The organism is Patiriisocius sp., assembly GCF_051252435.1.
Taxonomy (GTDB): domain Bacteria; phylum Bacteroidota; class Bacteroidia; order Flavobacteriales; family Flavobacteriaceae; genus Patiriisocius.
The window spans coordinates 989,140-1,008,582 of record NZ_JBPOFW010000001.1; the positions used below are offsets into that span (position 1 = coordinate 989,140).

13 protein-coding genes are annotated in these 19,443 nt (G+C 35.9%); 6 read left to right on the plus strand and 7 right to left on the minus strand.

The annotated features are described in order from the left end of the window. Nucleotides 1–92: 92 nt before the first annotated feature. Nucleotides 93–2,900 (minus strand): GEVED domain-containing protein, encoded by a 2,808-nt coding sequence (locus ACSHW7_RS04365; RefSeq protein WP_435678090.1) that lies wholly within the window; start codon nucleotides 2,898–2,900, stop codon nucleotides 93–95. 629 nt (nucleotides 2,901–3,529) lie between these two features. Here ACSHW7_RS04365 and ACSHW7_RS04370 point away from each other — a divergent pair. Next, entirely contained in the window at nucleotides 3,530–4,366 is an 837-nt protein-coding gene (locus ACSHW7_RS04370) for a T9SS type A sorting domain-containing protein (protein WP_435678091.1), read from the plus strand. 86 nt (nucleotides 4,367–4,452) lie between these two features. Here ACSHW7_RS04370 and ACSHW7_RS04375 read toward each other — a convergent pair whose 3' ends face one another. From ACSHW7_RS04375 to ACSHW7_RS04385, 3 genes are all read right to left on the minus strand, one after another. Further along, a complete protein-coding gene (locus ACSHW7_RS04375; protein ID WP_435678092.1) occupies nucleotides 4,453–5,106 on the minus strand; it encodes a response regulator in 654 nt (217 codons plus the stop codon). Further along, nucleotides 5,099–7,123, minus strand: a complete 2,025-nt coding sequence (locus ACSHW7_RS04380) for a tetratricopeptide repeat-containing sensor histidine kinase (protein ID WP_435678093.1) — start codon at nucleotides 7,121–7,123, stop codon at nucleotides 5,099–5,101. The genes ACSHW7_RS04375 and ACSHW7_RS04380 overlap by 8 nt, the downstream gene beginning before the upstream one ends. A gap of 338 nt (nucleotides 7,124–7,461) precedes the next feature. Then, nucleotides 7,462–11,127, minus strand: a complete 3,666-nt coding sequence (locus ACSHW7_RS04385; RefSeq protein WP_435678094.1) for a T9SS type A sorting domain-containing protein — start codon at nucleotides 11,125–11,127, stop codon at nucleotides 7,462–7,464. A 291-nt stretch (nucleotides 11,128–11,418) separates the two neighbouring features. Between ACSHW7_RS04385 and radA the strand changes: the two genes are divergently transcribed. The 3 genes from radA (at nucleotide 11,419) to ACSHW7_RS04400 (ending at nucleotide 14,542) form a co-directional block, all read left to right on the plus strand. Next, the gene (gene radA, locus ACSHW7_RS04390; protein WP_435678095.1) at nucleotides 11,419–12,792 is read left to right on the plus strand and encodes a DNA repair protein RadA; all 1,374 of its coding nucleotides are present in this window, start codon (nucleotides 11,419–11,421) and stop codon (nucleotides 12,790–12,792) included. A 96-nt stretch (nucleotides 12,793–12,888) separates the two neighbouring features. After that, nucleotides 12,889–14,169 carry an NAD(P)/FAD-dependent oxidoreductase gene (locus ACSHW7_RS04395; RefSeq protein ID WP_435678096.1) on the plus strand — a complete coding sequence of 427 codons (1,281 nt, stop codon included), beginning with the start codon at nucleotides 12,889–12,891 and terminating at the stop codon, nucleotides 14,167–14,169. A gap of 10 nt (nucleotides 14,170–14,179) precedes the next feature. Further along, nucleotides 14,180–14,542: a DUF2200 domain-containing protein gene (locus tag ACSHW7_RS04400; RefSeq protein ID WP_435678097.1), complete on the plus strand. Its 363-nt coding sequence runs from the start codon at nucleotides 14,180–14,182 to the stop codon at nucleotides 14,540–14,542. A gap of 96 nt (nucleotides 14,543–14,638) precedes the next feature. On the opposite strand, the gene ACSHW7_RS04405 is transcribed toward ACSHW7_RS04400, so the two are convergent. Beyond that, on the minus strand, nucleotides 14,639–15,079 hold the full coding sequence (locus ACSHW7_RS04405; RefSeq protein ID WP_435678098.1) for a cytochrome c oxidase assembly factor Coa1 family protein: 441 nt from the start codon (nucleotides 15,077–15,079) through the stop codon (nucleotides 14,639–14,641). A 226-nt stretch (nucleotides 15,080–15,305) separates the two neighbouring features. Between ACSHW7_RS04405 and ACSHW7_RS04410 the strand changes: the two genes are divergently transcribed. Next, nucleotides 15,306–16,169, plus strand: coding sequence for a cupin-like domain-containing protein (locus ACSHW7_RS04410; RefSeq protein ID WP_435678099.1), 864 nt, complete (start codon nucleotides 15,306–15,308; stop codon nucleotides 16,167–16,169). Nucleotides 16,170–16,263: 94 nt separating this feature from the next. Continuing rightward, nucleotides 16,264–16,833: a DUF6646 family protein gene (locus ACSHW7_RS04415; protein WP_435678100.1), complete on the plus strand. Its 570-nt coding sequence runs from the start codon at nucleotides 16,264–16,266 to the stop codon at nucleotides 16,831–16,833. On the opposite strand, the gene ACSHW7_RS04420 is transcribed toward ACSHW7_RS04415, so the two are convergent. Next, nucleotides 16,823–17,302 carry a regulatory protein RecX gene (locus ACSHW7_RS04420; protein WP_435678101.1) on the minus strand — a complete coding sequence of 160 codons (480 nt, stop codon included), beginning with the start codon at nucleotides 17,300–17,302 and terminating at the stop codon, nucleotides 16,823–16,825. The genes ACSHW7_RS04415 and ACSHW7_RS04420 overlap by 11 nt on opposite strands. A gap of 236 nt (nucleotides 17,303–17,538) precedes the next feature. Next, complete coding sequence (locus ACSHW7_RS04425) at nucleotides 17,539–19,080, minus strand: Rne/Rng family ribonuclease (protein ID WP_435678264.1); 1,542 nt, start codon at nucleotides 19,078–19,080, stop codon at nucleotides 17,539–17,541. Nucleotides 19,081–19,443: the final 363 nt, after the last annotated feature.

Genomic DNA, 19,443 nt, shown 5'->3' on the forward strand with positions numbered 1-19,443 from the left:
CAAGATCTAATCTTATTATAAAATCAAAAAAGCCATCCACGTTTATTGCCGATGGCCTTTAATTATTAACTATAAATAAAACTTACTTTAATTTATTCCTTTACAATTTTATAGGTTCCAGTTTGACCATTTACTTCTACTTGCATTAAATAGACACCCGTTTTTAATTCAGATAGATTTAGACGAGTGGAGACACCATTTACATTTTCGGACACCATTTTTTGACCCAATAGATTATAAAATTCTACTACACCTATGTTGTCCATAGCATTGAGTGTTAATACTCCTGATGTTGGGTTGGGATAATAGCTAAAGCCCTCTATCTTATTATCTGCTAAGCCTAAAATAGTTGATGATGTCATATAAATATCTGTTTCACCTTCTGTATTTATGGCATATACATAATAAGCCTCCCCCTCTTCTACATTAATATAAGAAAGGTTTGTTGCGTCGCAATAGTTCGTAGGTTGATCTACATATGTTAAATCTGTTTCAATTGCATTTTCATTAGGGGCTGAATAAAATGTAATGTTTGTCTCTCCTGAAGGAGTAACTACTTCAGCATATACAATGGCATCTTCTTCAGCTACAAACTTGTACCATACTCCTTTTTTATCAAATATACTACACCCTACAGGGTTCAATGTTTCTTCAGTTGCATATTGTAAGATAGCATTTTGGTCTCTATAGGGGAAACCGCTTATTTCATCTACATCATAGGCATTTACTATTAAGTCGTTAGGTGGGCGTAATTGAAAACAATTTACCGTAGCATTCCAACCGGTGTTGTCTGTGTATTCATCATCAGTATATAACACAAAGGTTAATGCGCCACTAAGGTGGGTAGCTCTAAAAGTTCCTGGCAATGTATTTCCAGTATACCCTCCCGCTGGAAATCCAGTAACTGAAGTTTCAGGTTGCCCACTATCAATTAAAGGAAAAAATCGGTTTGGACCATCATATATGTACATCACGTCATGTCCATCTTGTAAATCGAATTCTAAAAAGTTAACCTCTACCCCTTGTCCTGGATTTTCAGGAAACACTGGATTGTCAGAATAAATAGTCCAGTTTGCTTCATCTAACTTGCTAGCATAGGTTTCATTACCACCGCCTCTGTCAAAATAGTTTTGAATTCCACATTCAGGATTATCTAAAAATGTTTGAATCCTTACTCGTGTTGTTCTTCCACTTGTACCATTAGCACCGCAATCTCTGGTTACATATAAATCATAGAAATAACCACTAGTTAAACCTGTAATGTCTACAAAAGTTTCAAACTGCGGGGTATGACCACTTTGTGAGGCAGTAGCTGTATCTGGGTCTTCCCCTTTATAATAAATTTCCCAATCATAGCCATTAACAGCATCCGACTCGTCAAAATTAAGCCAGAAAAAACTAATTTCAGTTCCACTTAAGGCAGAAGCATCTAAAAAGATAGGTAATGCACAAGGAGAGGTATCTGGAAATAATTGCCCATAAGAATACCATCCATACTCTGCATTATAAAGACCAAGACTCCCTATAACAAGACCACCACTAACGCTTCCAGTAGTAGGATCCAAATTAGCCTGTGGTGCAGTACGATAGGAGGATTGATTTGTATATACTATCTTTAGTCCATCCATTCCTGCGACATCACCCATCCTATTTTGGTCAGAATCAACAAACATTTGCCCTAGTAAAGTAGCTGTTCCCGAACTTAAATCTACTGAGTATGAATCTTCATATTCTGTATCAATAATATACCCTATACCGTTGTCTATGCCCAATGCTATGGGTCGTTCTCCGTTTGTAAAACCAAAAGAGCCTACCAAGGTGGCGGTAATCGCATTAGGATCTATAATATATAAATCGGTAGAGGTAATTGCATATAATACTCCCGTAGCTATATCAAACTCCATCCCATGCCAACCACTTAGCAAGTTTCCTAAAAGGGTGTACGTTCCTGTTTCTACTTCAACTTGATAAAAATTTCCTGCTTCATCCAGTACATATCCAATATAGGCATCATTGGGGTCTATCGCCCCAGCATTCTCTCCTGAAGCAATTGGAGAGGGAGCCACAAAACTAATATCACTACCAATTGTTCCTAGTGCCGCAAATTGTTTATCTACACTATCTATTAAATAGCGTCTAGGTTCATTAAAAAAACTACCATTTACATTAATTGTATAATCTTCTGCTTGCCCATTATCTGCTCCCAAACAAGGATTTAAATAATCTGTAGTGCCAAGTATTTTCTTTACCCTCATACTGGTAGTACCCAAATTTGCACCAGCAGGAACATCAATTGTTGCGGTAACCTGAACACCATCTATCCCAGTAGAATTTATAAGGGTATTGGTGATTTCGTAGACTTCATTGGTATTATCTAAAATTTCATTTTGATTCCAATCGACAAAAACCACAAACCTATTAATATTATTACCATTGGTATTTCCTTCTAAGGTAATAGAGTAGCTCATTCCTTGCTCTACATCTCCAGAAATTGAGGTGAAATCTTCATTTGCAGGTGTTCCATTAATTGCGGCATCTGTCAAATTATTGATTCCTGCAAAATCTACCAAAGTAATAGGTTCAACAGTAATTGGGAAATCTAAAAGCCCACAGGCAGCACTTTTTGTTGAAGAATTTTTTTGCTGAGAATTTTTATTACTTAAATAAGTACTCAGAATTTTTATTTCTTTTTTGCTGAAGTATTCACTCAAAGGTTTTTTGTTCCTTCGAACCTCTTTCCATTTTTTATACAAAGTTTCTCCTGTTAGAGTTTCTGTAGGATGGTCAATATTATCAATCCCAACCAATTGTTCCGTGGTATTTATTTCCTTCCTCTGTTGCGCATGTAGTACACTTAACATTCCAAATAAAGCAAAAACAAGTAATGTAATTTTTTTCATGATTTAAATTTTTATATGGTGCAATTTACACCCTAGACACTAAAGTCAGAATACGTAGTAGTACGTAGATACTGCGCAGATATACTTATAAAATAAATTTTTCTTAATAAAAAACAACATATTCCTACTATTTACAAAACCTACTCTTTTGAATAATTCCTCCATATTGCGTAACAATTAACTGAAATAACAAAAGTTTGTTTATTACAGATTTTCTCTTATTATTAGGTGCATAGGTAGAATTTTGTGATTAAAGACAAAATTCCCTTTTATAAAATTAAGACATTGCATAAAAGTTAATTTTACGATTCCAATTAATTATTCATAATTTACACCTTTTTAAGGTAACTGCCTTGAAATTATTATACCATACGTTTGCTTACGCAGTATCTACGTGCCACTACGTATTTCAAGACTGTTTTTTACGACCTAAATTGCATCAAATATATAGTTGAATAATGAAATGCTGGATAAGCACATTCAAACTGAACTAAAAACATATTAAATACTAAACCAATTCTATTATGGAAAAAAATACGCTTTTAGTAGCACTCCTTTTATGTGCTACATTTTTTACCTCCCTTGCACAAACTACGGTTATTGATAGGCCAATAAGTGAAGTTCTTAGTGTGCTTTCAACGAAAGGTAATGATGATACTATGGTAATTGTAGCTGATTCCTTTGTGCTAACTGAAGAAACAGCAATAGGTGAAATAGATGTTCCTGGGGGTTTAAAAGAAAATATTCAATATTTAGGCCCTCTCGAATTAGGGTTCAATATCTATATTTATGCCGATGACAATGGAGTTCCTGCCGGAGATCCCACACAGCCTGGAACTGGAATTCTTGAATTGTCCGATATTCCTTCGGTTTATTATTCAAAGTATGAAAATGGATACCCATTTGGCAACAGAACCGACTTTACTAATATTCAGGTAACAGATGCCAATGGAGGGAACCAGGTAGTCTTGCCAGCAGGCACTTATTGGATTTCTCTTTTCCCATCAGTAGATAGTAGCCCCAATGGCATTGCAAGATGGAATTGGAAAGGGTCTTCAGCAGCAGACCCACTCCCTCCTATTGAGCCCGTAATTATAGACCCCCTTAATATACTTGGGGAAGGTCTTACTGACTGGACAAATATTACGAGCATCACTGGAGGAACCACTTATTCCAGTATGGCTTGGGCCATGCGTAGTGAGCCCGTAATTATTTTAGACGCAGAAGATACTTTACTCTCAAAGATTGCAATATATCCCAACCCAAGTTCAGACATTGTTAATGTATCTATTCCGCAGAAAATTGAAGTATATGGTAGTAGTTTAGTTGATATTACAGGAAAGCAAATAAACGAGGTTAAGCTAAATAATGGTATACTAGATATTTCATTACTAGCTAAAGGTGTTTATTTATTTAGTATTGAAACGTCAGAAGATTCTTTGACACAAAGGATTATTAAAAATTAGTTAATAGTTAATAGTTAATTATTTAAGGGGTTTAATTTATACGTTGGTATACAATTGCCCCTTATTTTATACATTCCTATTTCAAATTAATTATAGCTAAGAATGAGTTTTTGGTGTGTGATTGCCCAAAAATTCAGAGGCTTACTTTCAACTTTACTCCAAAGCTTAGAAATAATATTACTACGGTGTTTTTCGACAGTTCTTACAGATACACTAAGACCCTTTGCTATTTCTTTATTTGATTTTTCTTGAGCAACCAATTTTAAAATAGTCATTTCAGAAGGAGTTAACCACTGTAATCTTTTTATTTCAACAGACATATCCTTTATTTTTTTTGAATCAAAGGAAGAACTGAAAAACTCTCGTCCATTCACAACGGCATCCATACATTTTTCAATTTCTACAAATGAATCTTCTTTTAATAAATACCCATCTATTTGAAGGGATTTTGCCTGGAGTATAAATTCGGCTTCTCTGTGATATGAAAACATTATAAATTTTGTAGAAGCTCCTTTTTCTTTGGCCATCTTAACAACATCAAAACCACTTAGCATAGGCATATCTATATCCAACAAAGCAATGGTTGGGAAAAGACTCAAAATCTGCTCTAAAGCCTGGGTGCCATTAGTAGCGCTGCCTATTATATTATATCCATTTGCGATAAGCTCATCAAGTAATCCCCTTAAAAGCATTGGATGGTCATCGGCAACCACAATTGAAATATCCTTCTTATTAAACATTTTTATATGGTATTATTAATTTTATTTTTGTTCCACTGTTTGGGTTAGATTTAATATCTAAAGTTGCCTTTAATATGCTTGCGCGTTCCATTAAAGTTCTCATACCTAAAGTAGCTTTTAGTTTTAATTTTTCAGAAAATCCGAACCCTTTTCCATTATCCTTTACAATCACTTTAATATGGTCTTTTTTTATTTCAATATTCACAGAGGCTACTTTGGCTTCTGCGTGTTTTACCATATTATTTAATAGCTCTTGAAGAATTCGATACAAATGTAATGAAGCAGCTTTGGATAGGTGCTTATCTATATCTTCTATTTCATTGGTAAAAAATATATTTGTATTTGCATCTACTTCATTTATCATTGTCTTAATAGCTGCGGTTACTCCTAAGTTATCTATAGTTGCTGGATGTAGTCCACGAGAGACCATTCTTAATTCATGAAGGGTGTTCTCTGCTAGTGATTCCATCTTTGGATTACCAATAGTTTTAGTTTGCTTCGTAAGCAGCATTAGTTTTTGCCCAACACTATCATGTAAATCTCGGGCCACTCGTATTCTTTCTTCTTCCTGTGCCTTAATTAAATCTTGGGAAAAAAGTGTTTGCATTTTTTGCCTTCGATTGGCAGCATTCCTTGATCGGACTACTAAGATAAACCCAAATATAGATAGCAGTGCTATACTTCCAAAAAATAGTAATTGATTATAAAGTCTGTTTTTAGCATCTAGTAAGGCAATATTACTTTGTTGCTCATTAATCTTTAAATCCCGCTTTTTTGTTTCGTATAAAGTTTGATAATAAGACAGTGCCTTAATCTTCTTTGTTTTTCCAATAGAATCTTTAATCTGAGAGTATTTTTTAAAATGTATATATGACTGTCTTGTATCTCCTAGAGCTTCGTACACTTTTGACATAAATATTTCTGCCTCCTGAATATTTCCATAATGTGTCCCTTTTAATTTTAATTTTAGATGTTCCTTTCCATATTTTAGCGCTAAAGAATAATCTTTTTTTGCAAATGCTAAATTCTTTGATGCTCCTAAATATAACTCTCGCACATTCTCAATTCTATCTTTATATCTTTCTTCAAACATTTTCAAATAAAACTCAGCTTGTGGAATGCTGTCGATTTCAGAATACGTTATGGCTAAATCTGTCAATATTTTAGATTCGTAAAATTTAGGGTTATCCGTTTTATTAGAAGCATTCAAAGCCATTTTTAAATTCTCAATACTTTTTTTAAAATAATCTTGACTTCGATAATCGTGTGCAGCATTGCTATAAAAAGCACTTAAGTGTCCATAACTTCCTATCTTTTTTGCTAATAAAATGGCTTCATCACGTTCTTTTTTGGCTTCTTCAAAAAATGAATTCTGACTATACAAAACTGAAAGTAAGTTTCTAGCACTAATAACATAATAAATATTCTCTTTCTTTTGAAAGATTTGTATTGCCTCCTGAAGCTCCTTAGATGCCTCAGAAAACTCCCCCATAAAACTTAAAGCGTTGCCCTTATACATCTTTGCTAACCCAATCATTATATCATCATCGCCCAAAAAGGCTTCCCTTTCACTAAGATTATAATATTTTATAGCATTTTTTTGGTCTTCAAGATAAAAGTAATTGTCTGCACCTTCAAGATAGAATTTTGATAAAGCGCGATGATTTCTACACACTTCTGCTTTATTCAAAAAATTTAGAAAAATACGATTTCCTTCTTCTAAGTTTCCGGTAATATTATTTTGAAAGTAAATTAGATAAGCCGTATTTTTGGTTGCAACCTCTAGGGAATCAAGCTCTAAAGCATATTTTACTGTCTCTCTAGCAATTGAATCACTCTGAAAATTAGTTTTTTCTCTCAAATGAGTGGACAAACTATCCATCCATATCAACCTTTCTCCATTTTGGGATTGATTAATATTCAGCTCAAATTTTTCAACTATTTTATCCGAAGAAATATCTTGAGCAAAAAGTGAAGCGCCTAAAAATAGTAAGTAAAATAATGTAGGATGTTTCATTAACATTTTAGTTAATTCATAAATATATTTATTTAAGTTAAAAATACTACAGGCAAAACAAAAAAAGGGATGATAAACTTTCAAGTGGCATCTGATAAAGAAGAAGTTGATTTTATTACCGTGGACATGTTGCTAGATAAGGCAGATGACATTAAAAGCGAATTTGGTTATTAAACCCTCATTAAAATAAATTTAAAATCCCTCTTATAGCTTCATATATAAAAGGGATTCTTCTTTTTTAAGATTTAAATTTTAAATGAAGTATAACAACACAATCAAAAACAGAAAAGCCGGCTCCTCCTCAAAAGCCGACTCTCTTTCCTACTTAACTTACTTACTTATTTTTTCAATATGTTTTTCGTGACGGTACCTTTTTCGGTCACGATAGACATTAAATATCCCGCGCTACTCAAGGTAGAAATATCAATGCGCATTTGATTGTTTTGGGTTTCTGAAATTTCAGAAATCAATTTTCTTCCTTGTAAATCATAAATGATAACTTCGGAAATGTTAATGCTATTGAGACTCGTGATAGTAATGAAATCTTCCGCTGGATTAGGGTACAAAATAAAACTCTCTGCCGAAATATCCGCTGTGTTCAAAATAACTTCTTCTTCAAATTGAAGCAAGAATCTATTATTAAAAGTTCCCATTGGGCTGTTGAATGAGTATTTTTCATTGGAAAGATTAGTCGTAATTCCAGTTACATTATCAACTAAGTAAACCGTTGCAGTTGAAATTAAATCACCTTCAATTTCTGCGATTGAAATAGTATAGGTCGCGTCATCTTGCTCCAACAGCGAAGAAAATCCTACTGGAATACTCATCGTGTTTTCAAAAGCTCCAAGCGATTGTATTCCCAGCTCTTGGCTTCCATCTTGCAAGTGAGAATAAATCCCCAAGAAGGTTGCCAATCTGCGACTATCATATCCAGGATCTAACATTTCTGAAGCGTTTTCAGAAAATCCTACCAACGTAGCACCGTGTAAATCCCATTGTTCGTTGGTAATGTTCAACCAAATTTTATCTGTGTTTTCTGGTGAGCGCAATGTTGTGTTTCCATTTACTCTTCGCATAACATTGCTAAAAGTTGCCATACCCATATCGGCATTTGCTTTTATACCAAATCCTTGTGCGGTAGCAATTAGCCCGTTAGGTTTTGTGTCGTTTTCAGATGGGTCACTCGCTGCTTTTACACCGCCCATTAAATTATACATTGAAATATCCTGCATAGAAAAGTTTGAATTGAGGTAGCCAGGTATTGATGTGCTTGGCTCGGTTAAATGTTCCCAGAAAAATACTTCATCAATTTGGGCATTGAGCGTAATAAAATCGTCTGCCAAAATCGCCGATGGATATGGGTTTGAAATAATATTAGGGCTGCTATTTTTATCTCCGTTGTACAGTAATGGGATTTCAACAACACCATTATTTAAAGTTCCTTCGTCAAAAGTGAGGTCAAATGCACCTCCAGTTTGGAGATCTGGTTGCGGTTGTACAAAATAACCTTCAGCCGGATTTAAAAGTCCTGTGTGTACTGACCAGTTATCACCATTATCATCAGCAAAATTTTCAGCCATTGGGAATGCTGCCGCGACCGTTGGGTCTGGAATAAAATTACCCGTGTTGTGTTCTAAAACTCTAAACGCATTGACAATAACTCCTTCACGAGTTTCAGCACTCATTGGGCTTCCCATTAACATAAAATCGCGTGGATCTATTGATGGGGTTGTGACATTTACACGTATTGTTCCATTATTTGTAACAACTGCTGCGTCATCCCGTTGAACAATACTAGCTTGATGATTTACATTGATCGTTCCGTTATTTGTAATGCCGTAAGAAACATCGATAAATTCGTTTGCTGTGATAGTGACAGTTGTGCCTGTGTCAACTGAAACGCTACAAGCTTCAATACTTCCATAAGGCATTGAGGTAGCTGGGTCGATGGTGCTTGAATTATAGTTGTTTCGTATAACTACATTCATTGTGTTGTCTGGAGTTCCATTGTTCCATGCTCCAGAAATAAATTCAGTTGTTCCGGTACATGCGGGTAATGCATTTGAAACAATACTTACATCAAAAGTATATTCATCTGCATGAATATCACGAACCGAGGTTCTCATTTTCAAATTGGTTCCTGCTTCTACATTGAATAAAGAGCCATCGTTTACGAAACATGAAATTTCATCGCCTCCACATGCATCAAAGAATGCGATGTACATTAAATTACTCACATTATTTACTTGGATTTCTCCGTCTACAGGCATCGTCATATCATACCAAACATCTAGAAAAGTTTGAGATGAATTCTCGCAGCTTATTTGGGTGTCAGGCGAAGCTCCTCTCAATTCAGTTACAACTGGCACTGTATTTAAAGTACTTAAGTTTAAGGTTGTCGCATTTCCGCAGTCATCATTATTAACCTTTTCAAAAGCCTGAATTAAAAAATCTGAAACATTTGCAAAAAGTTCCCGTTCAGAATAACGCAATACGTATGTAGTTCCTTGGGTTAAACCAGTTATTACTGTGTCATCAGAACTACAAGAGATTTCTGTACCTCCACAGCTATCATATAAAGTAAAAAATTCTGTATTCTGAGCATCTGAAATTACAATGTTTCCCGTAACTGGCATTGCAAATTCATACCAAACATCAAGATAATCTATTGAAGCGCTCGTCTCGCAACCAGTAGTAAAATTTGGGTCATCTTCGCTTGCTGCCCTAAAATCTACTGCGTACATATTGGTCTCTGTCGTCGTTACTGTCATCGTTTGTCTGTCTGCACAGTCATCATTTGAAATTTTTTCAAAAGCCTGTATTGAAAAATCTGATTCATTAGCAAAAAGTTCCCTTTCAGAATAACGAAGTACGTATGTAGTTCCAGCAGTTAAACCACTAATGATTGAATTATCAAAAACACAAGTAACCTCTGTACCTCCACAGCTATCATACAAAGTAAAACCTTCGGTGCTTCCTGTGTCTGTCAATACAATATTACCCGTTACTGGCATTATAAATTCGTACCAAACGTCAAAATATTCTATTGAAGCGCCCGTCTCGCAACCAGTAGTGAAATCTGGGTCATCTTCACTCGCAGTTCTAAAATCTACCGCATACGTATTTGTCTCTGTGGTTGTCACAGTAATGGTTTGTCTATCTGCACAATCGTCATTTGCGACTTTTTCAAACGCTTGTATTGAAAAATCTGAAGCATTAGCAAAAAGTTCCCTTTCAGAATAACGAAGGATGTATGTAACTCCACCACTTAAACCGTTAATTATAGAATTGCCAGAATCGCAAGAAAGTTCTGTCCCTCCACAACCATCATATAACGTAAAACTCTCTGTATTTCCTGTGTTAGATACTACAACATTACCCGTTACCGGCATTGTAAATTCATACCAAACATCAAGATATTCTATTGACGCACTGTTTTCGCAATCCGTAGTAAGATTAGGGTCATCTTCACTTGCAGCTCTAAAATCTGCCGCGTACGTATTTGCCTCAGTTGTTGTAACCGCAATTGTTTGTCTGTCTGAACAATCGTCATTTGCAATCTTTTCAAAAGCTTGGATTGAAAAGCTTGAAACATTTGCAAAAAAATCGCGTTCAGAATATCTAAGAACATAGGTAGTTCCAGCAGTAAGACCATCGTTTATAGAGTCGTCATAACCACAAAAAATCTCAGTACCACCGCAGCCGTCATAAACTGTTATAGTTTCTGTACCACCAATGGCCGAAATAACAATATTACCATTTACGGGCATTACAAATTCATACCAAACATCAAAAAACACTAATGAAGCATTCGTTTCGCAATTTGTAGTAAAGGCAGGGTCATCCTCGGTTGCTAGGCTTAGATCTACAGGAGCGATTGTTGTTGGAGAAACCGTTGTTACTGCAATGGATATTCTATTTGCACAATCATCATTAGCTGGTGCCTGGGCGTTTAACATGGTAATGGAACATAAAAGCCCCAGTGAGAGTAATACTTTTTTCATCAATTAGTAATTTAAAATGTTTAACATTATTTGGGGAGCCACTAAACTAAGTAATAGCACCTGAACGAAGATTTTTTTTTAGTGAACGCACGTTTTTTTTAGTGAACGCAGTTTTTTGATTTCGGAAATGTGACTTTTTTTACATTTTGCACCGTTGGTAAAAAACATTTCATAGGGTTGATGAGTTTAAAATTTCTAAAGAAATTCAAAATATTTAAATCTTTTTCATTCCTGAAATTTCAGAAGGAAAACCACTTTTAGACCACCTAAAATATCCCTACATTTACACCTATGGCAAAAACCAAAACCACCTTTTTCTGTCAAAACTGCGGCAGCCAATATTCAAAATGGCAAGGGCAATGCACCGCCTGTAAAGAATGGAACACCATTGCCGAGGAGGTCATTCAAAAAGCCGAAAAAGTAACGTGGGAAGCTCCCGAAACAACGGGACAATCCAATAAAAAAAGAGTGGTAAAACCTTTAAGGGTTTCAGAAATTTCAACCGAAAAAGAAGCGCGACTCAACACACAAAATCAAGAACTCAACAGAGTACTTGGTGGCGGATTAGTACCCGGAAGCCTAACATTGTTGGGCGGTGAACCAGGAATTGGTAAAAGTACTTTGATGCTGCAAATAGCATTACAATTACCATATAAAACGCTATATGTTTCGGGCGAGGAAAGTGCGCAACAGATTAAAATGCGTGCCGAACGTATTTACCCCAATAGCGAAAATTGCTATATCCTTACTGAGACAAAAACGCAGAATATCTTTCGTAATATTGCCGAAATGCAACCAGACATCGTAGTGATTGATTCCATCCAAACGCTGCACACAGATTATATTGAAAGTAGCGCAGGGAGTATTTCACAAATTCGAGAAACTACGACCGAACTTATCAAGTTTGCAAAGGAAACTGCAACGCCTGTTATCTTAATTGGTCACATTACCAAAGACGGTAACATTGCGGGGCCAAAAATACTGGAGCACATGGTGGATACGGTACTCCAATTTGAAGGCGACCGAAATCATATTTACAGAATTCTGCGTGCGAATAAAAATCGTTTTGGAAGCACCAACGAACTTGGAATATACGAAATGCAAGGCAGCGGATTGAGAGAAGTTAGCAACCCTTCGGAAATATTAATTTCAAAAAATGACGAGGATTTAAGTGGGACGGCGATTTCAGCAACCTTGGAAGGCATGCGGCCATTGATGATTGAAATTCAAGCACTGGTCTCCACCGCTGTTTATGGAACTCCGCAACGCAGTGCTACAGGCTACAATGCCAAACGATTGAATATGATACTTGCCGTCCTTGAAAAAAGGGCGGGTTTTAAATTGGGCGCTAAAGATGTTTTCTTGAATGTCACTGGCGGAATTACTGTGGACGACCCGGCGATTGACTTAGCTGTTGTTGCTGCGGTATTGTCTTCAAATATTGACATTGCCATCCCAAAAAGAATGTGCTTTGCCGCTGAGGTAGGTTTGGCGGGAGAAGTGCGTCCCGTGACAAGAATTGAACAACGCATCCTCGAAGCCGAAAAACTAGGTTTTGAATCCATCATTATTTCAAAATATTGTAAACTTCCTAAAGCAACTTACGGAATACAAATCATCAAATTAGGGAAGGTAAACGATGTGGTAAAGCATTTATTTGGGTAAGGTTTTGCTTTAGGATTCACTTTCCAACCTTAATCTAATCTTCACAAAATTGTAATGTTTACCTTTGTTTTACTTTAATTTAAGGTATAGAAATATATGGATACTTCTAAAAAAGTGGTTGTTGTTGGAGGGGGATTTGCGGGGTTAGAATTTGTAAAAAAATTAGGCAATGCAAAGGGGTTCGATATCATTTTGGTGGATACCAATAACTATAATTTTTTTCCGCCATTAATTTATCAAGTGTCCACGGGCTTTATGGAACCTTCTGCCATAAGTTATCCGTTTCGTAAAATTCTTCGGAAATATAAAAATGTCCGTTTTAGGTTGGGCTCTTTGGAGAAAGTAATTCCGCAGGAAAATAAAATCGTGTTAAATAATGGCGAATTGCAATATGACATCCTAGTCATGGCAACAGGTACGGAGACTAATTTCTTCGGAAATAAAAATATCGAAGAGAAAAGTTTACCCATGAAAACCATTAGTGATGCATTGTCGCTTCGCAATGTAATCTTGACCCGTTTTGATCGTGCCACACGCATTGAAAATCCTAAAGAAAGAAAAAAACTACTATCATTTGTCATTGCCGGCGCTGGACCCACGGGAGTTGAACTTTCAGGAATTTTATCTGAAATGAAAAAGTCGGTCATCATGAAAGACTACCCTGAACTCAGTAAAGAAGACCTCGGAGAAATAAGTTTGATAGATGGAAACGAACACGCATTGTCTGCAATGTCAAATAGTGCAAGTGAATACACTTCAAAAAAATTATCCCAACTAGGTGTACATCTAATCATGGATACAATGGTAAAAGATTTTGATGGCGAGGTTGTGTATTTGTCAAATGGTAAAGAGCTTTCTTCAAAAAACCTTATTTGGGCAGCAGGAGTTTCAGCAAAAACATTTCCAGGATTTTCTGAGGTTTGCTACGGTGGGGGCAAACGATTGAAAACGGATCAATTTAATAAGGTCAATTCACTTGAAAACGTCTATGCATTGGGAGATTGTGCCTTGGTCATGGGCGATGAAGAGTTCCCGAAGGGACACCCACAATTGGCACAGCCTGCCTTGCAACAAGCAAAAAACCTAGCTACTAATTTAGGCGGAAATGGGAAAAATTGGAAACCTTTTAAGTATAATGATAAAGGGTCCTTGGCTATCATTGGTAGAAATAAAGCAGTCTTAGATTTCCCTAACCAAAAGCACACATTGTACGGTTTTGTAGCTTGGATTATTTGGATATTTGTACATATAATGGGGTTGGTTAATTTCAGAAATAAAGTAAAAGCTTTTTATAATTGGATAGGTTATTATGTGTCAAAGGATCAAAATTTTAGAATGATTATCAAACCTTCGGATAGAAATAAAAATAATGCCTAAAATTTCGTTTATGAAATCTACAGCCCACCACGACGAGCGAATTGCAAAAATGACCTTTGCATCTGTATATCCACATTACGTGACTAAGGTGGAGAAAAAAGGTAAAACCGAAAAGGAACTACAACAAGTCATCGAGTGGCTCACGGGATATACTGTTAAAAAACAAAAAGAAAAGATTGACCAAAAAGCAACATTTGAAACATTTTTTAAAGAAGCTTCAGTGAATCCAAATGTACATTTAATAAAAGGATTAATTTGTGGCTATCGCGTGGAAGAAATTACAAATCCGTTGACTCAAAATGTCCGCTACTTAGACAAATTAGTTGATGAGTTGGCAAGAGGAAAGAAGATGGAAAGTATCCTTAGGTGTTAATTCAATGTAGAACTTCTTTTGTCTCACGAGAAGGGTTTACATGCGTAATTACTAAAGAGAAATTGAGTAAAGTGTACCGTGCGATTGATAAGTATTTTAGAAATCTTCATTTAAAACTTTATCCTCAAGCAAATTAACGATTGTGTCTTCAGTCCCAATAAAAACGTCCATTTGCGAATATTTCCAAACATCATCCATTCCTTCGCCAATCACTTTTAAGGTCGCAGTTCCTTTAGGCCCTTTAATAGGAGTTGTAAATTCAATCGTTTTATATCCATTTGTGTAATTAACGCTTGTACTCCCAAAGCCATCTTTTTCAATAGGCTCGCCAAGTACTTCAATAATATATTCGTTTTCGGTAGTGCGTTTCATTGCTTCGGTGTAGGCTGAGGTGTCTGTCACTGCAGAGGAAATCCCAAAAAACAAACCTGCAAGTCCCAGTACCACAAGTATGATTAATGTAAAACAACCACCCACGGGCACCACCCATTTCCAATTTCGGCTCCACCAGCTTTTTTGAGGTTCTAATTCTTCCATAATAATTTTATTAACAGGCACATAAAAACAGAAGCCTTATTTTTGTTCCAAATTACAAAAAGTTGCGATATCCTATTTAAATTTTGGCAATATCTTCTATTTCGCTATTGGGTCACACTTGGGAAGAAATATGACAGAGCTATCTTTCTAAAAGGCCACTTTTTTATGATAATTTTAAAACCTTAATTCCTACTGTTTCGTACATTTACTATCTTCAACAAACCACATGCAATTACACGAAATAGAGCGAATAGAAACAATATCTTCTAAGGATTTCTATACTAAATACTTCAAAACACAAACTCCAGTAGTTATAGAGCGCTTTATTGAAGATTGGCCTGCTTACACTAAATGGAATTTGGATTATATTGCTGAAGTTGTGGGCGACAAAGAAGTTCCTTTATACGATGACCGCCCGGTATCTCACGAAGATGGTTTTAATGAACCTCACGCAAAAATGAAAATGCGTGATTATATTTCACTTCTGAAAAGAGAGCCCACCAAGTACCGTATCTTTCTTTGGAATGTTTTAAAAGAAGTTCCAGCACTCCAAAATGATTATGAATGGCCTGACTTTGGACTAAAGTTAATGAAAGGATTGCCCATGCTTTTCTTTGGCGGAAGAGATTCTTTTACATTTATGCATCACGATATTGATTTAGCCAATATATTTCATTTTCATTTTGAAGGTAAAAAAGAAGTCATCCTATTTGACCAAAAACAGAATGATTATTTATATCACGTTCCTCATTCATTGATTACAAGAGAAGATATTGATTTTTCAAATCCGGATTACGAAAAATGGCCAGCATTAAAAAAAGCTGAGGGATATAAAACACACTTAAATCACGGTGAGGTTCTTTATATGCCAGAAGGATATTGGCATTATATGAAATATATAACACCTGGTTTTTCAATGAGTTTAAGGGCAGTTCCTAGAAATCCTTTACGATTGGGTAGAGCTGTTTATAATGTTTTTTTTATGCGACATTTTGATAACCTAATGCGTAAGTTAAGGGGTCAAAAATGGATTGACTGGAAAAATAAGAAAGCAATTGAAATAACGCATTCAAAGCTTGGAATTAACTGATTGTTGCCTCAAAGATTTTAGTATTTTTACTCAAAATATAACACTTACGTTTACTTAGGCGTTTGATGCAACTTAAACCAAAAAAATTTTAAAAATGAAATATCTATTTACAGTTTTTACATGTATGATTTCTTCAATCATAATTTCTCAAGTCGCATATAGTGGGGCAGGAGACATAAAATTTGGAGTAGGAGCAAATATTCAATCTGATGCAACAGGTATCGCAGCAACACTGGATTATGGATTGGGTGAAAATATTTCAATAGGAGTGAAAGGGCTTTATTTGCTAGGGGTTGAGAATTATTCTAGTGCAGGACAAGTTATTGTTGTTGATGAAAATGGACTCCCTACGTTTACAACTTACGAAGACCCTGAGTTTACAGATCGTTTTGATCTGCGCGCTCGTTTTAGTGCACATTTGAGCAATGTGCTCAACGTAAGTGAAGCTTTTGACGTATATCCGGGATTAGACTTGGGACTAAAAAACTTTGGAGCACATATAGGTTCAAGATATTTTTTTACAGACGGGATTGGAGTTTTTGCAGAATTTAATTTACCGGTAGCTCGTTATAAGAACGAAGACGATATTGAAATTGAACAAACTTTTAGAAAAGAATTGAATAACCAATTCAACTTTACTATTGGAGCTTCTTTTAGTATTTAAGGTCTCTCAATTTTTCATAAATCATAGCAGATTCCCATCCACGATATAGGAGGTAATCTGCTATTTTTTTTCGCTTTTTTTGGATATTGGTTTCACCAGTAACTTGTGAAACTCTTTTGTCAAATAAGGTCTCAAACGTTGCCTCATATTCCCCTTGTGGGATTTCCTTTAAAGCAAGTTTTAAATTATAAGCCGAAATGTGACGCATCTTTAATTCTCGCGTAATCCGATTACGCCCCCACTTTTTTTGTCTGAATTTCCCTCTTGCAAATGCTTGTGCAAATCTAGTTTCGTTTAAAAAATTATGTTCCAGCAAGTGACCGATAACTTCGTCAATTGCCTCAGGAATCATACGCATTTCTCTTAATTTTTTATTGACATCATGATGACAACGCTCTTGATACACGCAGTACTTTTCTAGTTTGCGCTTGGCTTCTTCAACGGAGTATGTTTTGTGGGTATCGTACATTCAGACTCAAAAATACTAGTTTAGATTGGACATCTAGAGTTTAATATATGTGTAGTTTTTTATTTAGTATAACCACCCCATTCAGCTAAGCTAAATTTCCCTCCCGATGGCTATCGGGAGGGAAAAAGAGGGGAGCATCTTAAACCAGTAAGTTCCCCTTCGGGGGTTACGGGGCTATTTCCGAAGAAAATAAGACATAAAAAAACCCTCATTGCTTTTGCAGTGAGGGGTTTTGGTTATTTTAATCTTTCACCATTCTTGTCAAAGAAATGATATTCCAGATACGTGTAAGCATCTCTAGGTTGTATTTTCACCCATTTTTTGTGCTCCATAAACCACTTATGGCGCACAGATGGAAGTCCTTTTGTTAAAAAGGCTGCTATAAAAGGGTGTGCACTCAATGTCACATTTTTATAGTCTTTTTTGAAAAGCCTTTTAAGCTCTTCGGTAATTTTTTGCACAACGATAATTGGCGCTTCGATTTCTCCAGATTCGCCCGATGGGGCATCTTCTCGAGTTTTAATATTCATCTCAGGCCGCACACGCTGGCGGGTAATTTGTATCAAGCCAAATTTACTCGGGGGTAATATTTTGTGCTTTGCTCTGTCTTCCTTCATCTCATTACGAAGGTGGTCAAACAATTTTTTTCTATTGCCGGCTTGTGCCATGTCAATAAAATCTATCACTATAATACCGCCCATATCTCGCAAACGTAATTGTCTTGCTACCTCAGTAGCTGCAATCATGTTTACTTCTAAGGCTGTTTGTTCCTGATTATTGGATTTATTGCTACGGTTACCACTGTTTACGTCAATGACGTGCATGGCTTCTGTGTGCTCAATCACTAAATAGGTTCCTTTAGTACCCGATACGGTTTTACCAAAGGAGGTTTTTATTTGTCTCTCGATACCGTGTTTTTCAAACATAGGTACTTTTGAGTCATATAATTTGACAATATTCTCTTTGCCAGGTGCAATTTCTTGCACATAATCTTTTATTTGTAAATAAAGGGTTTCGTCGTCAATATGAATTGCGGAGAATGAGTCGTTAAAAACATCGCGTATCATAGAGGCTCCTCTATTTAACTCACTTAGCACCTTACTTGGGTGGTGCGCCCCTTGTAGCTTTTTGCACATCGCTGTCCAGCGATCTACTAGATTTTGTAAATCTTTATCCAGTTCTGCTACTTTTTTGCCCTCTGCTACGGTGCGTATAATAACACCAAATCCTTTAGGTCTAATACTCGTAATCAATCGTTTGAGTCTGTCTTTTTCTTCGCGGCTTTCTATTTTTTGAGAAACAGAAATACGATCTGAAAAAGGAACTAAAACAATATAACGGCCAGCTATTGAAAGCTCACTGCTTATACGAGGTCCTTTTGTGGAAATAGGTTCTTTTACAACCTGTACCAGAATAGATTGATTTGACTTAATGGCATTGTTAATGCCTCCGTTTTTATCAATCTCCTTGTCAAATGGGAAATCTTTTAAAGAATACTCTTTAAGTTTACCTGTGCTTACACGTTTTACGAACTTCAACATCGAAGTAATTTTTGGCCCAAGGTCATGATAGTGTAAAAAACCATCCTTCTCATAGCCTACATTGACAAATGCAGCATTGAGTCCCGGTACAGTTTTGCGAATTTTAGCGAGAAATACATCTCCCACCGCAAAATTGTTTGCCTCTTCTTCTTTGTTTAACTCGATGAGTCTTCCATCTTTTAACAGCGCAAAATCAACTTCTTGTGAACTGGATCTAATGAATAATTCGTAGTTCACGGTCATTAATTTTTGTCCTGACACACAATAATGTGGTCAGAATGGATTAAACAATATTTGTAGCATTCCTATTACAGAACGCTCACAGGGTTTTATGTTTTCTGAAATGTTAAACATCCCAGAAAAACCCGTCGAAATCATATTACCGCTTCAGGTAGTAACGGTAGTGTAATTTCATTTTCAAAGAACTAATTTTTGGGACATTTCCGAAGAAATATCCCGTACTTTCTAAAAAGAAAAAAGTAGTTTAAAACTACTTCTTCTTTTTGTGACGGTTAGCGCGTCTTCTTTTCTTACGCTTATGCGTAGCTACCTTATGTCTTTTTCTTTTTTTACCACTTGGCATATTAAATAGGTTTTATG